The organism is Beijerinckia indica subsp. indica ATCC 9039 (assembly GCF_000019845.1).
Lineage (GTDB): Bacteria > Pseudomonadota > Alphaproteobacteria > Rhizobiales > Beijerinckiaceae > Beijerinckia > Beijerinckia indica.
Genome location: NC_010581.1, coordinates 1679046 through 1697486 on the forward strand (window position 1 = coordinate 1679046; position 18441 = coordinate 1697486).

The 18441-nt window shown below is 61.8% G+C and carries 22 protein-coding genes and 3 pseudogenes; 14 read left to right on the forward strand and 11 right to left on the reverse strand.

Annotated elements, in window-relative coordinates; all coding sequences use genetic code 11:
* Positions 1 to 136: 136 nt before the first annotated feature.
* Positions 137 to 1077, reverse strand: a pseudogene (locus tag BIND_RS22320) (GlxA family transcriptional regulator).
* A 79-nt stretch (positions 1078 to 1156) separates the two neighbouring features.
* Here BIND_RS22320 and BIND_RS07485 point away from each other — a divergent pair.
* Both BIND_RS07485 and BIND_RS07490 read left to right on the forward strand, forming a co-directional pair.
* The gene (locus tag BIND_RS07485) at positions 1157 to 1855 is read left to right on the forward strand and encodes a DJ-1/PfpI family protein (protein WP_012384466.1); all 699 of its coding nucleotides are present in this window, start codon (positions 1157 to 1159) and stop codon (positions 1853 to 1855) included.
* A gap of 1 nt (position 1856) precedes the next feature.
* On the forward strand, positions 1857 to 2324 hold the full coding sequence (locus BIND_RS07490) for a nuclear transport factor 2 family protein (protein ID WP_012384467.1): 468 nt from the start codon (positions 1857 to 1859) through the stop codon (positions 2322 to 2324).
* 92 nt (positions 2325 to 2416) lie between these two features.
* Here the strand turns inward: BIND_RS07490 and BIND_RS07495 are convergent, their stop codons facing one another.
* The 5 genes from BIND_RS07495 to BIND_RS07515 all read right to left on the reverse strand — a co-directional run bounded on the left by BIND_RS07495 (position 2417) and on the right by BIND_RS07515 (position 6733).
* Positions 2417 to 3454 (reverse strand): alpha/beta fold hydrolase, encoded by a 1038-nt coding sequence (locus BIND_RS07495; protein WP_012384468.1) that lies wholly within the window; start codon positions 3452 to 3454, stop codon positions 2417 to 2419.
* 26 nt (positions 3455 to 3480) lie between these two features.
* The gene (locus tag BIND_RS07500; protein ID WP_012384469.1) at positions 3481 to 4449 is read right to left on the reverse strand and encodes a quinone oxidoreductase family protein; all 969 of its coding nucleotides are present in this window, start codon (positions 4447 to 4449) and stop codon (positions 3481 to 3483) included.
* A gap of 53 nt (positions 4450 to 4502) precedes the next feature.
* Positions 4503 to 5069, reverse strand: coding sequence for a TetR/AcrR family transcriptional regulator (locus tag BIND_RS07505; RefSeq protein ID WP_012384470.1), 567 nt, complete (start codon positions 5067 to 5069; stop codon positions 4503 to 4505).
* Positions 5070 to 5514: 445 nt separating this feature from the next.
* Positions 5515 to 6072 carry a nuclear transport factor 2 family protein gene (locus BIND_RS20560; RefSeq protein ID WP_341872314.1) on the reverse strand — a complete coding sequence of 186 codons (558 nt, stop codon included), beginning with the start codon at positions 6070 to 6072 and terminating at the stop codon, positions 5515 to 5517.
* On the reverse strand, positions 5981 to 6733 hold the full coding sequence (locus BIND_RS07515; RefSeq protein WP_012384471.1) for an SDR family NAD(P)-dependent oxidoreductase: 753 nt from the start codon (positions 6731 to 6733) through the stop codon (positions 5981 to 5983). The genes BIND_RS20560 and BIND_RS07515 overlap by 92 nt, the downstream gene beginning before the upstream one ends.
* A 114-nt stretch (positions 6734 to 6847) precedes the next feature.
* Between BIND_RS07515 and BIND_RS07520 the strand changes: the two genes are divergently transcribed.
* The 3 genes and pseudogenes from BIND_RS07520 to BIND_RS07530 all read left to right on the forward strand — a co-directional run bounded on the left by BIND_RS07520 (position 6848) and on the right by BIND_RS07530 (position 8883).
* Complete coding sequence (locus BIND_RS07520; RefSeq protein WP_012384472.1) at positions 6848 to 7753, forward strand: LysR family transcriptional regulator; 906 nt, start codon at positions 6848 to 6850, stop codon at positions 7751 to 7753.
* 271 nt (positions 7754 to 8024) lie between these two features.
* Entirely contained in the window at positions 8025 to 8366 is a 342-nt protein-coding gene (locus BIND_RS07525) for a type II toxin-antitoxin system TacA family antitoxin (RefSeq protein WP_012384473.1), read from the forward strand.
* Positions 8354 to 8883 (forward strand): annotated as a pseudogene (locus BIND_RS07530) (GNAT family N-acetyltransferase). Before BIND_RS07525 ends, BIND_RS07530 begins: the two are co-directional and overlap by 13 nt.
* A gap of 21 nt (positions 8884 to 8904) precedes the next feature.
* Here the strand turns inward: BIND_RS07530 and BIND_RS07535 are convergent.
* A complete protein-coding gene (locus BIND_RS07535; RefSeq protein ID WP_012384474.1) occupies positions 8905 to 9864 on the reverse strand; it encodes an NAD-dependent epimerase/dehydratase family protein in 960 nt (319 codons plus the stop codon).
* A gap of 54 nt (positions 9865 to 9918) precedes the next feature.
* Here BIND_RS07535 and BIND_RS07540 point away from each other — a divergent pair, with 54 nt between their 5' ends.
* Complete coding sequence (locus BIND_RS07540) at positions 9919 to 10863, forward strand: LysR family transcriptional regulator (RefSeq protein WP_012384475.1); 945 nt, start codon at positions 9919 to 9921, stop codon at positions 10861 to 10863.
* A 50-nt stretch (positions 10864 to 10913) separates the two neighbouring features.
* On the opposite strand, the gene BIND_RS07545 is transcribed toward BIND_RS07540, so the two are convergent.
* Positions 10914 to 11810 carry an SDR family oxidoreductase gene (locus BIND_RS07545; RefSeq protein ID WP_012384476.1) on the reverse strand — a complete coding sequence of 299 codons (897 nt, stop codon included), beginning with the start codon at positions 11808 to 11810 and terminating at the stop codon, positions 10914 to 10916.
* Between the two features lie 96 nt (positions 11811 to 11906).
* Between BIND_RS07545 and BIND_RS07550 the strand changes: the two genes are divergently transcribed.
* Positions 11907 to 12737, forward strand: a complete 831-nt coding sequence (locus tag BIND_RS07550) for a helix-turn-helix transcriptional regulator (protein ID WP_012384477.1) — start codon at positions 11907 to 11909, stop codon at positions 12735 to 12737.
* A 14-nt stretch (positions 12738 to 12751) separates the two neighbouring features.
* Here BIND_RS07550 and BIND_RS07555 read toward each other — a convergent pair whose 3' ends face one another.
* Complete coding sequence (locus BIND_RS07555; protein WP_012384478.1) at positions 12752 to 13360, reverse strand: FMN-dependent NADH-azoreductase; 609 nt, start codon at positions 13358 to 13360, stop codon at positions 12752 to 12754.
* A gap of 4 nt (positions 13361 to 13364) precedes the next feature.
* Entirely contained in the window at positions 13365 to 13802 is a 438-nt protein-coding gene (locus BIND_RS07560; RefSeq protein WP_012384479.1) for a nuclear transport factor 2 family protein, read from the reverse strand.
* A gap of 117 nt (positions 13803 to 13919) precedes the next feature.
* Between BIND_RS07560 and BIND_RS07565 the strand changes: the two genes are divergently transcribed.
* Positions 13920 to 14315, forward strand: a complete 396-nt coding sequence (locus tag BIND_RS07565; protein ID WP_012384480.1) for a winged helix-turn-helix transcriptional regulator — start codon at positions 13920 to 13922, stop codon at positions 14313 to 14315.
* A gap of 107 nt (positions 14316 to 14422) precedes the next feature.
* On the opposite strand, the gene BIND_RS07570 is transcribed toward BIND_RS07565, so the two are convergent.
* On the reverse strand, positions 14423 to 14680 hold the full coding sequence (locus BIND_RS07570; RefSeq protein ID WP_012384481.1) for a CCDC90 family protein: 258 nt from the start codon (positions 14678 to 14680) through the stop codon (positions 14423 to 14425).
* Between the two features lie 450 nt (positions 14681 to 15130).
* Here BIND_RS07570 and BIND_RS21825 point away from each other — a divergent pair, with 450 nt between their 5' ends.
* The 6 genes and pseudogenes from BIND_RS21825 (at position 15131) to BIND_RS07595 (ending at position 18372) form a co-directional block, all read left to right on the forward strand.
* Entirely contained in the window at positions 15131 to 15781 is a 651-nt protein-coding gene (locus tag BIND_RS21825; RefSeq protein WP_050763925.1) for an SMP-30/gluconolactonase/LRE family protein, read from the forward strand.
* Complete coding sequence (locus BIND_RS21830; RefSeq protein WP_202944770.1) at positions 15756 to 16133, forward strand: hypothetical protein; 378 nt, start codon at positions 15756 to 15758, stop codon at positions 16131 to 16133. Before BIND_RS21825 ends, BIND_RS21830 begins: the two co-directional genes overlap by 26 nt.
* A gap of 101 nt (positions 16134 to 16234) precedes the next feature.
* Complete coding sequence (locus BIND_RS07580) at positions 16235 to 16876, forward strand: carboxymuconolactone decarboxylase family protein (RefSeq protein WP_012384484.1); 642 nt, start codon at positions 16235 to 16237, stop codon at positions 16874 to 16876.
* A gap of 78 nt (positions 16877 to 16954) precedes the next feature.
* The gene (locus BIND_RS07585; RefSeq protein ID WP_012384485.1) at positions 16955 to 17455 is read left to right on the forward strand and encodes a MarR family winged helix-turn-helix transcriptional regulator; all 501 of its coding nucleotides are present in this window, start codon (positions 16955 to 16957) and stop codon (positions 17453 to 17455) included.
* Between the two features lie 230 nt (positions 17456 to 17685).
* Positions 17686 to 18065 (forward strand): annotated as a pseudogene (locus BIND_RS07590) (type II toxin-antitoxin system RelE/ParE family toxin).
* Positions 18049 to 18372 (forward strand): helix-turn-helix domain-containing protein, encoded by a 324-nt coding sequence (locus BIND_RS07595; RefSeq protein WP_012384487.1) that lies wholly within the window; start codon positions 18049 to 18051, stop codon positions 18370 to 18372. The pseudogene BIND_RS07590 and the gene BIND_RS07595 overlap by 17 nt, the downstream one beginning before the upstream one ends.
* Positions 18373 to 18441: the final 69 nt, after the last annotated feature.

Here is an 18441-nt window from a genome sequence, read left to right on the forward strand (position 1 = left end):
TCTCGTAGTGCTCATCTTCGTCGGGCGTTGCCCGCCCGCCCCGCCGATTGCCCTCTATGGCTCGATATTCCCGCCGATTACCGCATGACACCATGCGGTATAGAGACCGCCGATTCATGAGCGGTAGCACCCCGCACTAAGCGCAGACCCGACGGATTGCCTGTGGCGGCTGGCCGAAATGGCGGACGAACGCCCGGCGCATGCGTTCCGGATCACAAAATCCCGTCGATGCCGCAATCTTCTCGATCGGCTCGCGAGAGTTTTCCACGCGTTCACGCGCGGCCTCCAGCCTGAGCCGTTCCACTGCCTTGGCCGGGCTGATGCCGACCACGCGCACGAAGGCGCGGGAAAAATTGCGCGGGCTCATAGCCATGTGCTCGGCAAGCTGCTCAACGGTCAGCCGTTCGGAAAGATGGGAGCGCATCCAGTCGAACAGCGGGGAGAAGGTGGTGGCATCACCGCCCAATTCCGCAAGGGCGGAAAATTGCGACTGGCCGCCCGGTCGGCGATAATAGACTACCATCTCCTGCGCGACACGACGTGCGACCGGCTCGCCCAGATCCTCTGCGATCAACGCCAACGCCAGATCGATTCCCGCGCTGATCCCGGCCGATGTCCAGATCGCGCCATCGCAGATATGGACACGGTCGGCTTCGACGCGCACCGCGGGAAAGAGCCGCTGCAGTTGTTCCGCCGGCGCCAGTGGGTCGTCGCCCGTCTTCTGTCGAGCAGCCCCGCAGAAGCCAGCAGGAATGCGCCCGAACAGACGCTGCACAGCCGTCGCGTGTCCTTGGCGCACGCGCGAAGATACTCGGCGCTGGCATGGTGCATCATCGCGCTGCGGCTGCCATCGCCGCCCACCACGATCAGCGTGTCCAAAGGCGCCGCGCCGCCGGCCTTGACGCTGTCGATCGCGAGGCCTGACGAACTGCGGATCGCACCACCCTGTATGGAGATGACCGTGAACCGATAGGAACCAGGCACCATCTTTTCAGCGATCTCGAAGGCGGTGGTCGGACCGGCGGCGTCGAGGATTTGAAAATCCTCATAAAGAAAGAGGGCGACCTTTTTCGGCATTGGCAGAAAATGAGGGATCACTGTCATTCAGTCAAGCGATGCGTTCGGGCATGTTGGCGCCAGTAACACGGAGCATTCCATGAACGAACAGCCGTTTCGTATCGTCTTCGCCATCTATCCGGGCATGACCCAGCTCGACTTCACCGGGCCCCAACAGTTTCTCTCGCGTCTGCCGGGCAGTGAGGTGATCGTCGCCAGCCTCGCTGGCGGTGACGTGGCGAGCGAAGGATTGATCTTTGCTGGAACGAAGCGGTTGGCGGATGTCGCCGCCTGCGAGCTGATCTGCGTTCCTGGCGGCGTCAATGCGACAACCGTGGCGCTGGACTCGACCTTTATCGACGAGGTCAGACGGCTGGGACTGGGCGCGCGCTATGTCACTTCGGTCTGCACCGGCTCGCTGATCCTCGGCGCGGCCGGTCTGCTGGTGGGCCGGCGCGCGGCATGTCATTGGGCATGGCGGCAACTGTTGCCGCTGTTCGGCGCGACCGCCGATGAGGGGCGCGTGGTGCGTGACGGGAACGTCATCACCGGCGGCGGGGTGACGGCAGGCATCGATTTCGCGCTGACCGTGCTGGCCGAGATCGGCGGCGCGGAACTTGGGCAGAGCATCCAGCTCGGTCTCGAATACGCGCCGGCGCCGCCGTTCCAGGCAGGACGTCCGGAGACCGCACCGGCGCCGATCCTGGCGGCCTATCGGGAACGGATGGCCGGAATCCTTGCGCGCCGTGAGGCGGAAGCCCGCGAGGCCGCCGACCGCCTCGCCATTGGGAGGCAATGACATGACCAGCCGCCTACCACTACCGCCCTTCGACACTGCCAGTGCCGCCGCCAAGGTGCGCCTGGCCGAAGATGCCTGGAATGGGCGCGATCCAGAGCGCGTCGCGCTTGCCTATACGCCCGACAGCCGTTGGCGGAACCGGTCCGAATTTCTGACTGGCCGCGATGCGATCATCGATTTCCTCCAGCGCAAATGGACGCGCGAGGAGGATTATCGCCTCATCAAGGAATTGTGGACGTTCGGTGGTAATCGCATCGCGGTTCGCTTCGCTTACGAATGGCACGACGATGCAGGCCGGTGGTTCCGCTCCTATGGTAACGAGAACTGGGAATTTGATGCCGCCGGCCTCATGCGGCTTCGGATCGCGAGCATCAACGATCTGCCCATTGCATCGACGGAACGGCTGTTCCATTGGCCATCGGGCGTCCGGCCGTCTAACCATCCGGGGCTGAGCGATTTCGGCCTGTGAAACGTCGATGGATCGCAGAAGGTCATGTTTTGCGAGAGGTCAGCAACAAGCACGTCGCCTAAATCCGCCTATCGCCGCAAAGCCTGCCGTCCTCATTTCCCGGTCATCCTGTCGGCGTCACTGATAGCGCGCGCAAAGGCTTGGGGTGCTTCTTGCGGCAGGTTGTGGCCGACACCGCCCTCGATCAACCGATGCTGGTACGGTCCTACGAACTGATTGCGATAATCTTCAGGTCGTGGATGCGGAGCGCCGTTGGCGTCACCCTCCAGTATGATTGTGGGAACGCGAATGGATGGGAAAGTTGCCAGTTGGCGTTCGATTGCGTCATAGCGCGCCTCGCCTTCCGCCAGCCCGAGCCGCCAGCGATAATTGTGAATCGTGATCGCGACGTGATCGGGATTGTCGAGCGCCGCGGCGGAGCGCGTGAAAGTGGCCTCGTCGAAGGCCCAGCGCGGCGAAGCGGTCTGCCAGATCAGTCGGGCGAAGGCATGTGTATTGGCGGCATAGCCCAGCCGCCCCCGCTCGGTCGCGAAGTAGAATTGGTACCACCAACTCAGCTCGGCCGCAGGCGGGAGCGGCTTCGCGTTGGCCGCCTGGCTACCGATCAGATAACCGCTCACCGATACCAGCGCCTTCACTCGCTCCGGGTAAAGTACCGCGAGGATGCAAGCGGTTCGCGCGCCCCAGTCATAGCCACCGACGATCGGCTGCTTGAGGCCGAGCGCTTCGATCAATTCCAACATATCCACGGCGAGTACGGCCTGCTGGGCATTGCGTGGGCTGGCGTCAGACAGGAAGCGGGTCGAGCCGTAGCCGCGCAGATAAGGAACGATCACGCGATAGCCCGCCTCGGCAAGGATCGGCGTGGCGTCGACATAGCTGTGGATGTCATAGGGCCAGCCGTGCAGCAGCAGGACGGGCGTGCCTTCGGCCGGTCCGGCCTCGGCATAGGCGATGTCGAGCGTGCGTGTGCGGACATGCTTGAGCGTTTCAAAGCTTCGCAGCGGGGTATTCGGCGTCGCCGGCGCTGGTTGGGCTTTGCTCTCCACAGCGAACAAGACGGAGGCAGCGGCACCGGTGAGTGCTGATGTGAGAAAGGCGCGACGCTCGATTGGGCTATCGGTGGTCATGGATTACAGCCTTTGCGACAGGGAGGTCAGGGAATGAGTAAGAGCTTGCCGGTGCTATGTCGACTTTCCATGTCGGCATGGGCGCGCGCGGCTTCGGCCAGCGGATAGGTGCCACCGATCTCGATCTTCAGCTTGCCCTGCGCGATCCAGTCGAACAGCCGCGCCGTCCGTTCGCGCAGCAGTGCCGGCGTCGGAATATGATCGAAGAAGACCGCGTAGCCGAGCTTGATGCTCTTCGGCAGGCTCATGATGTCGATCGGCCCCGGCCCACCCAACACTGGGCCGTACCAGCAGAATGTGCCCGACCGACGAAGCGCCGACAGCGATCCTTCGAAGGTCTTCGGGCCGGACCCGTCGAACACGACGTGCACGCCTTCTCCGCTTGTCAGCGCGAGCACATCCTGGGTGAACCGCCCCTCGCTATCGACGATGATGTGATCGGCGCCCGCCCGGCGTGCCGCCTCGACCTTGGCTTCGCTTGACACGCGGCCGATCACGCTGCCGCCGCGCAGCTTCACGATCTGGGTCAGCAACTGGCCCAGACCACCAGCCGCCGCATGGACGAGCGCGACGTCGCCGGGCTGTACGGGATAGAAATCGGTGGCGAAGTGGCTGGCGGTCAGCCCCTGCATCATTATGGCGGCAGCGGTACGATCGTCGATCGTATCGGGGATCGGAACCAGTGCATCGGCGGGCGCGACAAGCCGCTCGGCATAGCTGCCTGGCTTGTAGACCCAGGCGATACGGTCGCCGACCTCGAAGCCCGACACGCCTTCGCCGAACGCGGCGATACGGCCTGCTCCCTCGACGCCGAGCACCTTGGGGTTGGGCATCTCGGTCCAGGCGATGCCGCGTCGCACGCCGATATCCATGAAATTGACGCCTGCCACAGCCACGTCGATCAGCACTTCGTCCGGCCCCGGTATCGGATCGGGCCGTTCGACGACGTCGAGCCTGTCGGCTCCACCGATCCCGGTCATCACCACTGCTCGCATTTCAGTTTCCTTTCTTGAACGATTATTCAATTAACAGGCAAAAAAAGAGGAGGTCAGCGCAGCGCCCGTAAGACCATCTCGCCAAGGCTGCCGAGTTCTTTCGGCCTCGCGCCGCTGCGTCCGGCGATGCGGATTCCGGCAAAGCTCGCGATGAGGAAGGTCGCCACCGGGTCAAGGTCGAGCGCTTCGGCGATGTCGCCCTCGGCTTGCGCAGCGCGAAGCCGCTCGATCATGGCAGTGCGGAGAGCGCGGTTGGCTGCTGCGTTGATCTCGGCAAGTTCGGGCCGCGAGCAACCGAACTCTGCGATTGAGCCGACGCCCAGGCACGGTATTGCCGCCTCCCGCACCACGCGCTCCACTATCGCGCGGATGCCATCGATCGCCCGCAGCCCCGAAGTGAGCGCGGCGCGATGCGCCTGCACCTCGGTGATTACATAGCGCCGCAAAGCCTGTTGGTAGAGCTGCCACTTGTCGCCGAAGGTATCGTAGAGGCTCTGCCGTCCAATTCCCATCGCATCGACCAGCATCTGCGCCGAGGTGCCTTCGAAGCCATGCTCGCGGAATATACCAATCGCCGCATCGAGCGCGGCATCGACATCGAAGGTCTTGGGTCTTGTCATAATGACTATATAGATATTCCGGAACGTTCGTTCAAGTACGCCTTCCGAAAAATCAGGGAGTTCATCGCCGCGTTTGAGAAGGTGGCGATCCATGCTAACGATCGACGAACGCCATCTATCGCCAGCTAGCGACGATGGCCTCAACGGCTAGAAGGGCAGGTTACAGGAACTGTCTCTCGTGTCGCGCCGATGAAAGGCGCCTGTGATTGCCTGCGGGCGGTCAAACGCCGCCGATTGCTGCAAAGGGTAACGATTGCTCCAATAACTCAAAGGGTTATGGCCAATTTGTAGCTCTCGTCTTCATCGGGCTCTGCCCACCAGCCCCGCCGATTGCGCTCTGTAGCCCGATATTGCCGCCAATCACCGCGCGACACCAAGCTCGGCCTGTCAGCTTATCGCGTTGAGTTGGGATTCGAATAGCGGTGTATGCGCCGCCCCCATGCGGTTATCCTTCAGCCTGACCGCTGGCCCGACGAAACTCCTCGGGGCTTTCGTCCAAGAAGACGTAGAGTGCGGCGATCCTGCCATCCCGCACGATGATCACGTCGCAACCGGTATAGACCGGAGCTTCGCCGCGCGGACCAGATCCCCACGCAAGCCTTCCCGCATTGTGAAGAACCTGGGGCTGCCCGTGCGGTGTGTAGACAAAGTGCGGGTGCGTCGCTCGCAGGTCGCCGGCAAACTTGTCGATCGCCTCACGGCCGAAGATGGGTCCGGGTGGTACGTAGAGGATGGCGTCCTCTGTCCAGAGCTCATCGATCGCGCTGCGGCGTCGAGCAGTTCGCGGATGCGCTCTGTGGATTCGGTCTGCTGAACCATGACATGTCTCCTTGAAGAGATTTTCGTCAGTCGCAGAGGCCGGATGGCATTGTCGTCGGGACGGAACGTCACCCGGCTCCTGCCGGCAATGCTCAGATCTGGGCTTGGCCGCCGTCGACGAAGAGCTCGATGCCGTTGACGAAGCTGGCTTCGTCGGATGCAAGGAACAGCACCGTCTTGGCAATCTCCTCAGGCTGGCCGATGCGACCGATCGGAATCAAGCCGGCAAGATAATCCTTGGTGCTCTGCGCCTGGTCGCCGCCGCCGAACAGTTCGTCCAATCCGGCAGTCTCGGTGACGCCTGGACTGACCGTGTTCACGCGGATGTGGCGGTCCTTGAGGTCGAGGATCCAATTGCGGGCGAAGTTGCGCACCGCCGCCTTGGTCGCCGAATAGACGCTGAAGGCAGGCGTGCCCGAGATGCTGGTGGTCGAACCCGTCAGGATCACCGAGGCACCGTCGCGCAGGAGCGGCAGAGCCTTCTGCACGGTGAAGAGGACGCCCTTTACGTTCGTGTCGAAGATACTCTGGTAATGCTCCTCGGTGATCGCACCGAGCGGTGCCATCTCGCCGCCGCCGGCATTGGCGAAGACGACGTCGATCTGGGAGTGGTTCTGCTGGACGGCATCATAGAGCCGGTCGATGTCGGCCAGATTGGTCATATCGCCACGAACGCCCGTGACCCGGCCGCCGATCTTCTTCAGCGCCACGTCGAGCGTCTCCTGCCGACGCCCGGTAATGAACACCGAGGCCCCCTCGGCGGCGAATGCCTTGGCCGTGGCCAGGCCGATGCCGCTCGTCCCGCCGGTCACCACTACAACCTTGTTGTTGAACCTGTCCGTCATCGTCTGTCTCCTTCAATGGTCGGCGAAGCGCCGGTGCCCCTCGTAGATGCAATGAGAACGATGATGCGTGTAGTCGGTGGATATGGCACTTAGCGTTCTAATGGAGGAACGCTGATGAAAATCGACCTCAACGACTATGCCTATTTTGCCGAGGTTGTCGCCCATGGCGGGTTTGCCGCAGCTGGGCGCGCGCTCCGCGAGCCAAAGTCCAAGCTCAGCCGGCGCATTGCTGGGTTGGAGGATCGGTTGGGACTGCGCTTGATAGAGCGGTCCAGCAGGCGCTTTCGCGTGACAGACACGGGCCAGGCCTTTTACGAGAGATGCCGGGCGATGCTGGCCGAGGCGGAGCAGGCGGAGGCATTGGTCATGCAGGCTCAGGCCGAGCCCCATGGTCGCATCCGATTCAGCTGCCCGACGGGCATGCTGGAGCCGATCTCGGGCCTGATCTCGTCTTTCCTGGTCCGCTATCCGAAGGTGCGGCTCCAGCTCGTGGCAACGGATCGGGCACTCAACCTGATCGAGGAACGGATCGATCTGGCACTCCGGGTGCGCGGGAGCCTTACCAGCGACGCCGCGCTGACAATGCGATCACTCGGCCTATCCACCCGCATCCTCGTCGCCAGCCCCCTGATCGCCAGCCAGGTGGGAAGCATCGAGCAATTGGCCTTATTCCCCGCTTTGGCGACCAATGACACGGCGGACGATCTCGAATGGCACCTGGAAACGGAAGACGGCCTCAAGCAGGTCATCCGCGTTGAACCGCGAATGGGATGCGAGGACATGGCCACCGTGCGCGCCGCCGCCATCGACGGCATCGGGGTGGCGATTCTGCCCGATCATGTCTGTCTTGATGCATTGGAAGCGGGACGCCTGGTGCGCGTGCTGCCGGCATGGCGCGGACTACAGGGGATCGTGCATCTCGTCTTCACGACCCGGCGCGGTTTGCCACCGGCCGTCCGCGCACTCATTGACCATCTGGCTGCCGGCTTTCCGCGCGACGTCTTGGGGAAGAATGCGTAAAGCCGCGACCAATGGATCCGGTGGAGACGGCGACTGATCCGCCTGTTAAAAGTAATCCCGCTAGTTTGGCTTCACGCGCCATTTGAGAACGAAGCTGAAAAGCCGACCGGTGGCTTTCAGGATTCTTTACGCAGGCGCGGAGAAGATAACCGCCGATCATAGGCTATAGCCCGACGCTCTCAGACAGCTCCGGGGCTCGAAGGGCAACGTTCCATTCCTCACTGCCTCATGGCGTATTGACATTGTGGATACACGCGACCATATTCCTGTCATGGCCAGAGCTCGTATCTCCCCTTCCGAACCCACGCCATCCGCGACTGTCTCCGTTGCGGAACGCGCTGCTGCGACCGATACCAAGGGGAGCATCAACCTGCGGATCGAAACCGGCACCCGCCAGCTCATCGATGATGCAGCGGCGATCCTGGGTAAGACCCGCACGGAGTTCATGATCGAGAGCGCCCGGCGGGAGGCGGTTGATGTGTTGCTCGACCAGCGCCTGTTCGTACTCGATCCCGCGCGCTACGACGCCTTCGTGCAAGCGCTCGACAATCCGCCCGCGCCAGGACCGAAGCTCAAATCGCTGCTGCGCCGGACCCCGGCATGGCAGAAATAGATGACACGACGGACCATCCCGAACCCCGATTGTCTGCTCCTGTTCCTCTAACGGCTGAGCATGCCCTTTTGAATTTCGACTGTGGCGAACCAGTGCTGAACGACTGGCTGCGCCATCGGGCCTTGAAGAACGAAAGCCGGTTCTCCCGCACTTATGTCGTCTGCGAAGGCAAGCGGGTCGTCGGCTATTTCTGCATATCTGCGGGTGCAGTCGAACGAGCGGCCGCGCCTGGCAAAGTGCGCGCAACGCTCCCGACACAATCCCAGTTTCGGTCATCGGGCGATTGGCGGTCAGCCGCGACCATGCGGGCAAAGGACTTGGCGCAGACCTGCTCTCGGATGCGCTGCGGCGGATCGCGCTGGCCTCGCAAAGCATCGGCATAGGAGCGGTTCTGGTCCATGCTAAGGACGATGCGGCCAAGCGCTTCTATCTACGCTGCGCAGAGTTCATTGAATACCCGGAAGGCAGCTGCACCCTGTTCCTCCCTATGGAAACAGTGGTCGCGGCCTTCAGTTAGGCCGTCGTGACGCGCATTGGATCAAGCCGCGCGGGCTTGTGATCCTGCGGCGCGCTGAAAGTGGCGGGCCGTTTCGGTGACGCCCGCCTCGATCGGCGTCACATCCGACCAGAAATGGGCCGTGAACTTCGTGGCATCGATATGATAGGGGCGGTCGAACAGGAAGCGGACGTCATACACTTCGCGCAGCATGGGCATGGCCAGCCGCAACACAGGCTGGAGGAGGGCCGGAACCGTCTGGATGCGCGGCGGGCGCCCCATCGCCGCCGCTGCGATGGTGGTGATCTCGCGCAGCGTCCGGGTTTCGGCACAGGGCATGTGCCACACCTCGCCCCAGGCGTCCTCGGGCGCATCCAGCAGCGTCTGCGCCGCGCGGGCCACATCGGGCAGATAGGCGACATCGTGCGGATGATCGAGTGGCACCGCGAATTGTGCCGCCTTGCCCGCCGCCAGTCGGCCGAACAGCAGTTCTCCGAGATGACTGTTCGTCACGCCCGGGCCGTAGAAATCGCTGACACGCAACGCGCTCATGCATACACGCCCTTGGCTGGACGCCGCCTGCCACATTTCGCTGATTTCGCGCCGCACGGCGGGCTTGCCGCCCCAGGGCGCGAAGGGCGTGGTTTCGCGGATCGGCGCGTCCTGCGGGCCGTACATATACATATTGTCGAAGAACAGGGTCGCCGCGGCGCTCGCCTCGGCGGCGGCGAGGAAATGCGCCATCGCGCGCGGCCAGCACTCTGCCCAGACCTTGGTGTCATAGGCAAAGCCAGTGGCGATGACGATCCGTGCGGCGCCCGCCGCCGCCTCCATGACCGCGGCGCGGTCGAGCACGTCGCAGGGAAAGAACTCCGCGCCGGCGGGGAGGAGGGCAGGCCGTGAGCGCTGCGCGATGCGGACCGGGCGTCCTGCCGCCACGAGCCGCTCAGCGATCGCGCGGCCGGCCACGCCATAGCCGAAGATCACATCAAGTCCGTTCATCCTGCGCCCTCTCGTTGTCGATCTTGCGCAAGATAGCACTGGACCCAGTCATGCATGAAATGCATTATTGCTATAATGAACATAACACAAAAGCATCTTCCGGGAATCGACCTTGATCTGCTGCCGGTGCTCGACGCGCTGCTGCGGCGGCGCAATGTCACCCATGCCGGACGGGAGGTTGGGCTGAGCCAGCCGGCGATGAGTCGCGCGCTCGGCCGGCTGCGGCATCTGTTCGATGATCCGCTGCTGGTGCGCCAGGCGGGCGGCTTCGCGCTGACGCCCAAGGCGCAGCGGCTGGCGCCACAGGTCGCTATCGCGCTCGAACAGGTGGGCGCGCTGTTCCGCGATGCGCCGTTTGATCCCGCGGCGGAGCAGCGCACGATCCGCATCGTCGCGGCCGATGCCCAAACGCTGCTGCTGTTGCCCGAGGTCATGCGTCGGGTCTCCCGCGAGGCGCCGGGGATACGCGTCGCCGTGGAGGGCTATAGTCCCGAAACGATCACCCATATGCAGCAGGGACGGATCGATTTCGCCTTCGCGCTGGCGTCCTCTCCGCTGCCACCGGGAGCGGAGAGCATGACACTGGGCACCGACCGGCTGATGCTGGTGACGCGGCGCGATCATCCGCTGGCGGCAGGGCCGGTATCGGCGGAAGACTATGCGCGCTTTCCCCACGTGGCGATCACCATCTTTGGCGATGGCCAGTCGGAGATCGATGCGGCGCTGGCGGCGCGGCGGCTGTCGCGCACGATCGCGCTGACTACGCCGTATTTCGCCGCCGCTTTGGCTGTTGTGGCGGCGACGGATTACGTGACCACGCTATCGGAGGCGCTGGCCCGCCGTTTCAGCGACACGTTCAGCCTGGTGATCAGGCCATCGCCGCTGATCGCAGAACCCCATTCCCTCACATTGGTTTGGGACCGTATCCGCTCCAAAGATCCGGCTCTTTTCTGGTTCCGTGAATTGGTGCGCGACGTGGCGGTAACGATCTACGGATAAGGCGGTGACAGACGCTCCCTCTGAGGCAACCTCTGCTCCTCCCGCAAGCTTCAGCCTTCGGCAATGTGCAACCGTTCGAGATCGGCGATCAGGCTGGGGCCGGTCGGTTCCCATCCGAGCTTCTGCCGCGTTTGCGCGCTGGAGGCGGGCATGTCGAGCCCGGCGAACATTGCGAGCCAGCCGAAATAAGCCGGGGTCTCTTCCTTCGTGATGGATTTGACGGGCAGGCTCAGGCGGCGGCCGATGGCCTCGGCGATATCACGCATCGGCACGCCTTCCTCGGCGACCGCGTGATATTTGGCGTTTGGCTCGGCCTTTTCGATCGCCAGCCTGTAGAGGCGGGCCACATCGAGAACATGGGCCGCTGGCCAGCGATTGAGGCCGTCGCCGACATAGGTGCACACGCCTTTTTCGCGATACATCTGGATTGCGGGGGTGATCAGCCCCTGCGTGACCGGATCGTGAACCTGCGGCAGACGCACCACTGACACATTGACCCCCTGTGCGGCGAGGGTGGCGGCTGCCTCTTCCGAGGCCGCGCGGGGATGCATGTTGGAGCCGACAATCGGATTGTCTTCCCTCGCCGGTTCGCCGGGAATGGTGTTCGCGATGGGCGTCCCGGAGGTTATGACCAGCGGACGATTGGAGCCGGCAAGAACCGAGCCCAGTGCCGCGATGATATGGCGATCGTCCTCGCAGGACTGCACGAATCTCGAAAAATCGTGGTTGAAGGCGAGATGGATGACGCCATCCGAGCGGGCGGCGCCTTCCTTCAGGCTGTCCGGATCCGCGATCGAACCGCGATAGGCTTGTGCACCGACGGCAGCCAAAGCCGCGGCTTTCTCTTCCGAGCGATAGAGGCCGATCACCTGATGGCCCGCGGCGATCAGGTCCTTAACGACGTTTGAGCCTATGTTTCCCGTTGCACCAGTAACAAACACACGCATGAGCACAGTCTCCGGGTTTCGTGCGGGACAAATCTGTTCTCATGAGCTATTCTGGTAAAGTAGTGAGATTATTCTAGTAAGATCATTAACAGGATCATGGACGTTCCTTTCACGGAGAACGCGCTCGGAACCTATCTGAAGGACCGGCGCATGAAGCTCGACCCGGCGGCCTTTGGCTTTCCGTCCGAGCGGCGGCGCACCCCCGGCCTCAGGCGCGAGGAGGTGGCACAGCGCGCCAATATCAGCGCGACCTGGTACACCTGGCTCGAACAGGGACGCGGGGGTGCTCCCTCGGCCGACGTGCTCGACCGTATCGCCCGCGCCTTGATGCTGACCGACGTCGAGCGCGAGCACCTGTTCCTGCTGGGCCTTGGTCGGCCGCCCGAAGCGCGCTACCAGAAGACTGGCGGTGTCACGCCACGCTTGCAGCGCGTGCTTGACGCGCTGGACCCGCGCCCCGCGCTGATCCGGACCGCGACATGGGACGTACTCGCCTGGAACCGGGCGGCGACCGTGATGCTGATGGATTATGGGTCTCTGCCGCCGGAAGAGCGCAACATCCTGCGCTTCATCTTCCTCGATCCGCATGCCCGCGCGGCGCAATACGACTGGGAGAGCGTGGCACGCTTCGCATTGGGCACGTTTCGGGTGGATGCGGCCCGCGCCGGTGCCGCGGCGGAGGTGGAACCTCTCGTCGACGAGCTCTGCCGGCTCAGCCCCGAGTTCAAAGCGATGTGGGCCGAAAACGATGTTCGTGGCAGCCAGCACGAGGCTGTCAAGCACATACGCCACCCAATTCTCGGCCCGCTCGCCTTCGAATATTCGGCCTTTGCAGTTGACGGCCGAACTGACCTTGCGATGGTGGTCTATAATCCGGCGACGGAAGAGGACGCCGAACGCATCAAGTCGCTCATGAAGGAGCCATAGCGCCGCTCAGGTGGCTATAGAACCAGTTCCGCGACGGCTTTGTTCGCCTTTGGCACGGCATCGACCACCAACTCGGGGATGTTCATCCCTTCGATGCGGACAGTCTGCACATCGACGATACCGATGAAATTCAGGATTTGACGCAGATAAGGCTCGATGAAATCCCATGGGCGCCACGGACCTTCCGTAAAAACGCCGCCTGAAGCCAGGACCAGAATGGCCTTCTTGTCCTTCGCCAAGCCGAGGACTTCGCCATCAGCGTATTGAAAGGTTCTGCCTGGCCGCACGACCAAATCGATCCAGGCTTTGAGGACCGAGGGGATGCCGAAATTCCACATCGGCGTTGCGATGACCAGAAGATCGGATTCCAATAGCTCGTCGGTCAGTTGATCCGACTGACGGGCCGTCTCCTTCAGCCGTTCCGCTTCGGCCGCATCCCTCGTCGAGAGGGCCCGGAGCGTAATCTCGTCCAGATGGGGCAGAGGCTGGGCGGCCAAGTCGCGGCGTATGAGTTTTGCCGATGGATAGAGGCTGGTGAGCCGCGCGGCGAGCGTATCGGCGACCGATCGACTCGCTGAGTCCTTCCCCCTCGGACTCACGTCAATCAAGAGAATTTGCTTCATGGCGTTACCTCCCAGCCTGCGCCGTCAAGGCGTTCCAGGCCGCAAGAGAGTCCATGTAGTCCCGCCAATGCGCGATCTTCCGGTTTTCGATCTTGATAATCGAGCAGAAGCGATTGTTGTATTTCACGCCCGTTGCGAGGATGGTTCCATGGACCTCGTATTCGATGACGACGACATGGCCATCATCCGTCCTGTGGACAATCAGCTTGTCGGCGGATTGAAGCGCAATGCCGTCGACATAGCCTCGAAACGCGGCCATCAGGTCGTCTCGCCCCTTGATGATACGAGGCCAGCCCGGAACATCGTAGAGAACCTCATAGATGGTGTCATCGGTGATGATGTCGAAGAAATGTTCGCCCTCGACGAGGTCGCCGAGTGCCCCTCGAACCAGATCAAAGTAGGGGGCCGCGGGCGCGTAGGCAGCGTATATCGGATTTGACATTTCACTCTCTCTCTCTGGTTCGCAAAGTTGCTTACAGAATGAGAGCTACCTATAAATCGGAAGCTTGCTTCAAAGAAGAAGGCACTTTGAGATCAGCTGCTTACGTCGAGGTAAGTTATGAAAAAGCCGAGCCAGGCCGGCCCTTTGGACCCGGCGGCCATCTGCCGGAGCTCGGACCCGTTGGCCGTGCGGGAGTTGCTGACCAAGATCGGCGACAAGTGGACGATCTTCGTGATCCTCTCGCTCGACCTTCTCGGCGGGCGCGCCCGGTTTTCAGAACTCGAACGCGCGGTTCCGGGGATTTCGCAGCGGATGCTCTCTTCGACCCTGAAGACTCTCGAACGCGACGGGCTGGTGATCCGGGAGCTGTTTCCCGAGGTGCCGCCCCGAGTCGAGTATGAGATGACGGATCTCGGAAAGAGCCTTTTGCACCCCACGCAGGGATTGGTGGATTGGGCCAAGGCGAACTGGGAGCAGGTCAGGGAAGCGCAATCGAGATACGATGCGAGATAGCCCGTTGGTCGCGCGATAGTGGATGACTTCGCCTACACATCGGCCATACCGATGAAACAAGCCGCCTCGAAGGGCGGCTTTCATTTGAATAACGGTTTAGGTGGCGGTCAATGCGCCATCTTGAGCAAGACGCTTATGATTGTGATGGTTTGAAGACCGATCATTCCGATGATCCATTTCAGGAGATCGGCCTTTGTCGCGGCAAGTTCTGCCTTGAGATCTGAAATATCTGATTTGGTCGCAAGATTGTCCTGGCTGGCTTCCCCGAGTGCCTCGGCCAATGCCTCCGCCTGTTCCGGGGTGAAATGACCCTTGTCGCGGAGGGTCCGCGAGAGGCGGAGGGTATCGAAAAGGATAGCAGTCATTTCAGGTGGCCCTTAAGCCGGACTAACGCCGGAAGTTGGCTTCGGTAGGTAAATAAAGACTTATGAATGAGGTCACCTTTCTAGAAGGCCCTTCTCATGAAGCCAGTCTTGCAGCGCGATATGGATCACCTCGGGGTTCAGATTGCCGCCCAGCCCTAACCCGCAAGCGCGAGGAATCCGCGATGCAGGCTGATATTTCTAATAGCACATCTCTCCTAGAAGCATCTAGGCACAGGGACCTGGACGACTCTGGCGAGGGGCGCGCTATAGACATATCCGATCTAACATCGGAATTTTCCGCACCAATCCCCAATCAACGGGTGTTGCCCATCGAAACATAGTTGGGCCGGCTGATCGCACAGTTGATGAACCATCGGCCTTGCGGAGGCGGCATCGTTGCTCCATAATGTAAGGGTCCTAACATCTATGACCCAGATAAAGGGAACAACGATGACAATTGCCTCGCTCGCAAAGATCACCACGATTGCCAACTTTCCGAAGCACCACATGCTGGAGAACCTTGCCGTGCGTGCCGACGGGTCAGTCCTGGTCACCGCATCGCCCCAAAGGGAAGTCTGGTATGTGCCAGCGCCCAGCGGGAGCCTGCCCGTTGAACCGATCCTGCTACACACCTTCGATGAGGGGCAGCTGGCCATGAGCTTCGTCGAAGCGCAGCCCGATATCTTCTACGTTGCCACCTATGGCCACGCCACTTTGCACCGCTTCGACCTGCGCGGCTGGACGCCCGGCGCACCTGTGAACCTGACAAAAGTTCTCGACTTTGAGCCGCCTGCTGGCCCCAATGGTTCTTGCTTGCTCGCCCCGGGCGTGATGCTGTTCGCGGACACGGTTGAGGGATTGATCTGGCGGGTCGATCTGAGCGGTGACGGCTTTCACGCAACGGCGCGTGTGTGGTTGCGGCACACGACAATGGCAGCGGGTGGTGACGATCTCCCGCCGGTCAGATTCTCAGCCACCCAGCATGTCCCGTTCCCGGGCATCAATGGTCTCCGCTACGGCCCCAAAAACCAACTTCGTATATTACACCAACTCGGCGCAGGCGCTTTTCATGCGCGTGGCCGTCGACCCTGCCACGCATGAGCCGGTTGGAGAACCTGAATATATTGCGGACGTCAAATCCGTGGATGACCTCTGCGTGGATGAAGACGCGGGCGTTGCCTATCTTACCAGGCACCCCAACCACATTGTCGAACGCGTGCCGCTGGAGCCTGCCGCTTCGCGTCTGGGGCGGGCCATCATGGCTGGCGATCCCTTCACCGATGGACTCATCGGCCCGACGAGCATCGACTGGGGACGTGGGCCCAACGACTACGGCCATGTCGCCTATGTCACCACCGACGGCGGCACGGTGGAAATACCCCCGGACGGGATCCTCCGGCCCGCCCGACTCGTGCGTATGGAATTCCCCGTGGAAAAGGGCGCGCCACGCTGATGGCCGTTTCATAAGACGCCGCGCCCGCTAACACCGGCCGTCTGGCGCGTCGCCCCACGGTCGATGGGACCATGCAGCACAATTTGGATAGGAGCATCACGATGACCAAACCGGGCGAAGCCCTGGGCAGACGGCTGCCGCTTGCCGATCCTGCAACCTTGACCAGCGCGCAGCGAGACCTCTTCGAGGCGCTCACAGCAGCGTGGGGGCCGTTTGCCGATGGGGCAGGGGTCCAGATGACGACCGAAGACGGTCGGCTGATCGGTCCGTTCAATATCTTTCTTCTGCACCCCGAGGTGACGGCGAAGCTATCGGAATTCCAGGCCGCCGAGGCGACCCACACGACGCTTCCAAAGCGGGTCCGCGAAGTGGTGATCATCGCTGTGGGCGCGGTCTGGGGCGCCGATTACGAGCTCTACGCTCGGACCCATGTGGCGCGCAAAGCTGGCCTGTCCGACCAGGCTGTCACTACACTTGCCAATGGCGGCATCCCCGAGGACCTCAGCGATGAGGAGAAGATCGCGGCGCGTCTCGTGCACCAATTGTCAACCCGTCACCGTGTCGACGACGAATTGTACCGTGAAGCCGAGCAAGCCTTCGGCAGAACGGGGTTGTTCGACATCATCGCGGTGATGGGCGTGTACCAAACGGTCTGCTCGGCGCTCGCCCTGTTCGAGGTGCCGGCGCCTGAAGCGGCGGCTGGCCTCAATGGATCGTCAAGGGGATCGGATCATCCCGAATAAGGCGTGCTTGCGCGGCAAGCCCGAATGGAGCCATTGAGGGGGCGGGGAAGCTTTGAGAGATAGGGAGCAGCTTTTTGAATGTCGAAACGGAAGGATCCCGTATCCCCGCCCGATTTCCTCGTGCAGGCCTATGCCGAGGAATTGCCCACGGACATCTTCCTGTCGATTCGCCTTCTGTTCGCCCTGAGGAATTCAGTTCAGCGTGTGAATGCTGATCTGGCTCGTTGGCTCGGGTCTGACGCTCTGTCTCCGGGGCGGATGCAGATGCTGATGATTCTCTGGGCCAAGAAGGGACCTGTGCTGCAAAGAGACCTCGTCGACGCCTTAGGCGTCTCGCGCGCCAGCGTCTCCGAACTGGTTGAAACTCTGTCGCGTGACGAATTGGTCAAGACAAGACCGGACACGCAACATGGCCGGCGCGTCTATGTCGAGCTGACACCGCATGGGCGCGAAGTGACGACGCGTCAGATTCGTGAGAACGGACGTCGGCTTGACTCAGCGCTCGGAGACCTGACGCAAGACGAGAAGCGCGACCTGATCGGCCGGCTGGACCGCCTCTGCCCACCCGGTGACGGCTAGAAGGTGTTTGCGCATGACCGGCAGTCGATGATCAAACCGAGCTCTCGCGGTGTTGATTTCCTCCGATCCACACGGTCAGTCCTTAAATGCGGGAATAGGGGGCTATAGCGTAGACAGAGTTCTCATCGGTTTGCATACGGTTCGCCGTTTGCCGCCGATCGCGGTTATGTGTCGGTCCGGCGCGCTCCTGCTTCCTTGATTTCGATAGCACTCAGTGCTACATTTAGGCTATGGCCGACGCTGAGGAAACCACGCGGACTTTCAAAACCGCATGGTTCTCCAAGGCGGCGCGCAAGGCTCGTATCAAGGATGACGAACTTTGCGAGGCGATCAGGAGGTGATGAAGGGCCAGGCCGACGACTTGGGCGGTGGGGTCTTCAAGAAACGCCTGAACAAGAACAGGCACCGGAGCATCATTCTAGCAAAAGGCGGCCGATACTGGATTTACGAATATCTGTTCGCAAAGAAGGATCGGGCAAACATTGAGGATGATGAGCTAGAGGACTTCCGCACCCTCGCAAAGAGCTATGCGACGCTGACAGAGAAGCAGATCGCGCAGCTCCTGGAGGACAAAGACCTGACGGAGATTTGCCATGGCGACAAAACATAGGTTCAAGAGCGATATTTCTGAGGCGATCCACTCGTCTGCGTCCATGCTCCACAAGGTCGGTGCGCTCGATAAGGCGACGATGCGCGATTTCGACGCGCGCCACCTGGTCATTCCGGCCGAGATCGAGCCCGCGCAGATCAAGCAGCTCCGCGAGGCCAACAATGTCAGTCAGCCAGTGTTCGCCCGCTATCTCAATACAAGCGAAAGCACGGTCGAGAAATGGGAGACCGGCGCAAAGCGTCCGAGCGGCATGGCGCTTAAGCTGCTTACCGTTGTTCAGAAGTACGGACTACAAATTCTGTCGTAAGCCTGCGCTGTTTGCACATTGATACCCATTGGACCAGTTCATGAGTCCATTGTTACGACAGACTCAAAC

Bases quoted from the DNA above. Each gene is read 5' to 3' on its own strand.
- BIND_RS07485 (WP_012384466.1), top strand. From the start codon at position 1,157: ATGAACGAACAGCCGTTTCGTATCGTCTTCGCCATCTATCCGGGCATG.
- BIND_RS07490 (WP_012384467.1), top strand. From the start codon at position 1,857: ATGACCAGCCGCCTACCACTACCGCCCTTCGACACTGCCAGTGCCGCC.
- BIND_RS07495 (WP_012384468.1), bottom strand. From the start codon at position 3,454: ATGACCACCGATAGCCCAATCGAGCGTCGCGCCTTTCTCACATCAGCA.
- BIND_RS07500 (WP_012384469.1), bottom strand. From the start codon at position 4,449: ATGCGAGCAGTGGTGATGACCGGGATCGGTGGAGCCGACAGGCTCGAC.
- BIND_RS07505 (WP_012384470.1), bottom strand. From the start codon at position 5,069: ATGACAAGACCCAAGACCTTCGATGTCGATGCCGCGCTCGATGCGGCG.
- BIND_RS07515 (WP_012384471.1), bottom strand. From the start codon at position 6,733: ATGACGGACAGGTTCAACAACAAGGTTGTAGTGGTGACCGGCGGGACG.
- BIND_RS07520 (WP_012384472.1), top strand. From the start codon at position 6,848: ATGAAAATCGACCTCAACGACTATGCCTATTTTGCCGAGGTTGTCGCC.
- BIND_RS07525 (WP_012384473.1), top strand. From the start codon at position 8,025: ATGGCCAGAGCTCGTATCTCCCCTTCCGAACCCACGCCATCCGCGACT.
- BIND_RS07535 (WP_012384474.1), bottom strand. From the start codon at position 9,864: ATGAACGGACTTGATGTGATCTTCGGCTATGGCGTGGCCGGCCGCGCG.
- BIND_RS07540 (WP_012384475.1), top strand. From the start codon at position 9,919: ATGAAATGCATTATTGCTATAATGAACATAACACAAAAGCATCTTCCG.
- BIND_RS07545 (WP_012384476.1), bottom strand. From the start codon at position 11,810: ATGCGTGTGTTTGTTACTGGTGCAACGGGAAACATAGGCTCAAACGTC.
- BIND_RS07550 (WP_012384477.1), top strand. From the start codon at position 11,907: ATGGACGTTCCTTTCACGGAGAACGCGCTCGGAACCTATCTGAAGGAC.
- BIND_RS07555 (WP_012384478.1), bottom strand. From the start codon at position 13,360: ATGAAGCAAATTCTCTTGATTGACGTGAGTCCGAGGGGGAAGGACTCA.
- BIND_RS07560 (WP_012384479.1), bottom strand. From the start codon at position 13,802: ATGTCAAATCCGATATACGCTGCCTACGCGCCCGCGGCCCCCTACTTT.
- BIND_RS07565 (WP_012384480.1), top strand. From the start codon at position 13,920: ATGAAAAAGCCGAGCCAGGCCGGCCCTTTGGACCCGGCGGCCATCTGC.
- BIND_RS07570 (WP_012384481.1), bottom strand. From the start codon at position 14,680: ATGACTGCTATCCTTTTCGATACCCTCCGCCTCTCGCGGACCCTCCGC.
- BIND_RS21825 (WP_050763925.1), top strand. From the start codon at position 15,131: ATGACAATTGCCTCGCTCGCAAAGATCACCACGATTGCCAACTTTCCG.
- BIND_RS07580 (WP_012384484.1), top strand. From the start codon at position 16,235: ATGACCAAACCGGGCGAAGCCCTGGGCAGACGGCTGCCGCTTGCCGAT.
- BIND_RS07585 (WP_012384485.1), top strand. From the start codon at position 16,955: ATGTCGAAACGGAAGGATCCCGTATCCCCGCCCGATTTCCTCGTGCAG.
- BIND_RS07595 (WP_012384487.1), top strand. From the start codon at position 18,049: ATGGCGACAAAACATAGGTTCAAGAGCGATATTTCTGAGGCGATCCAC.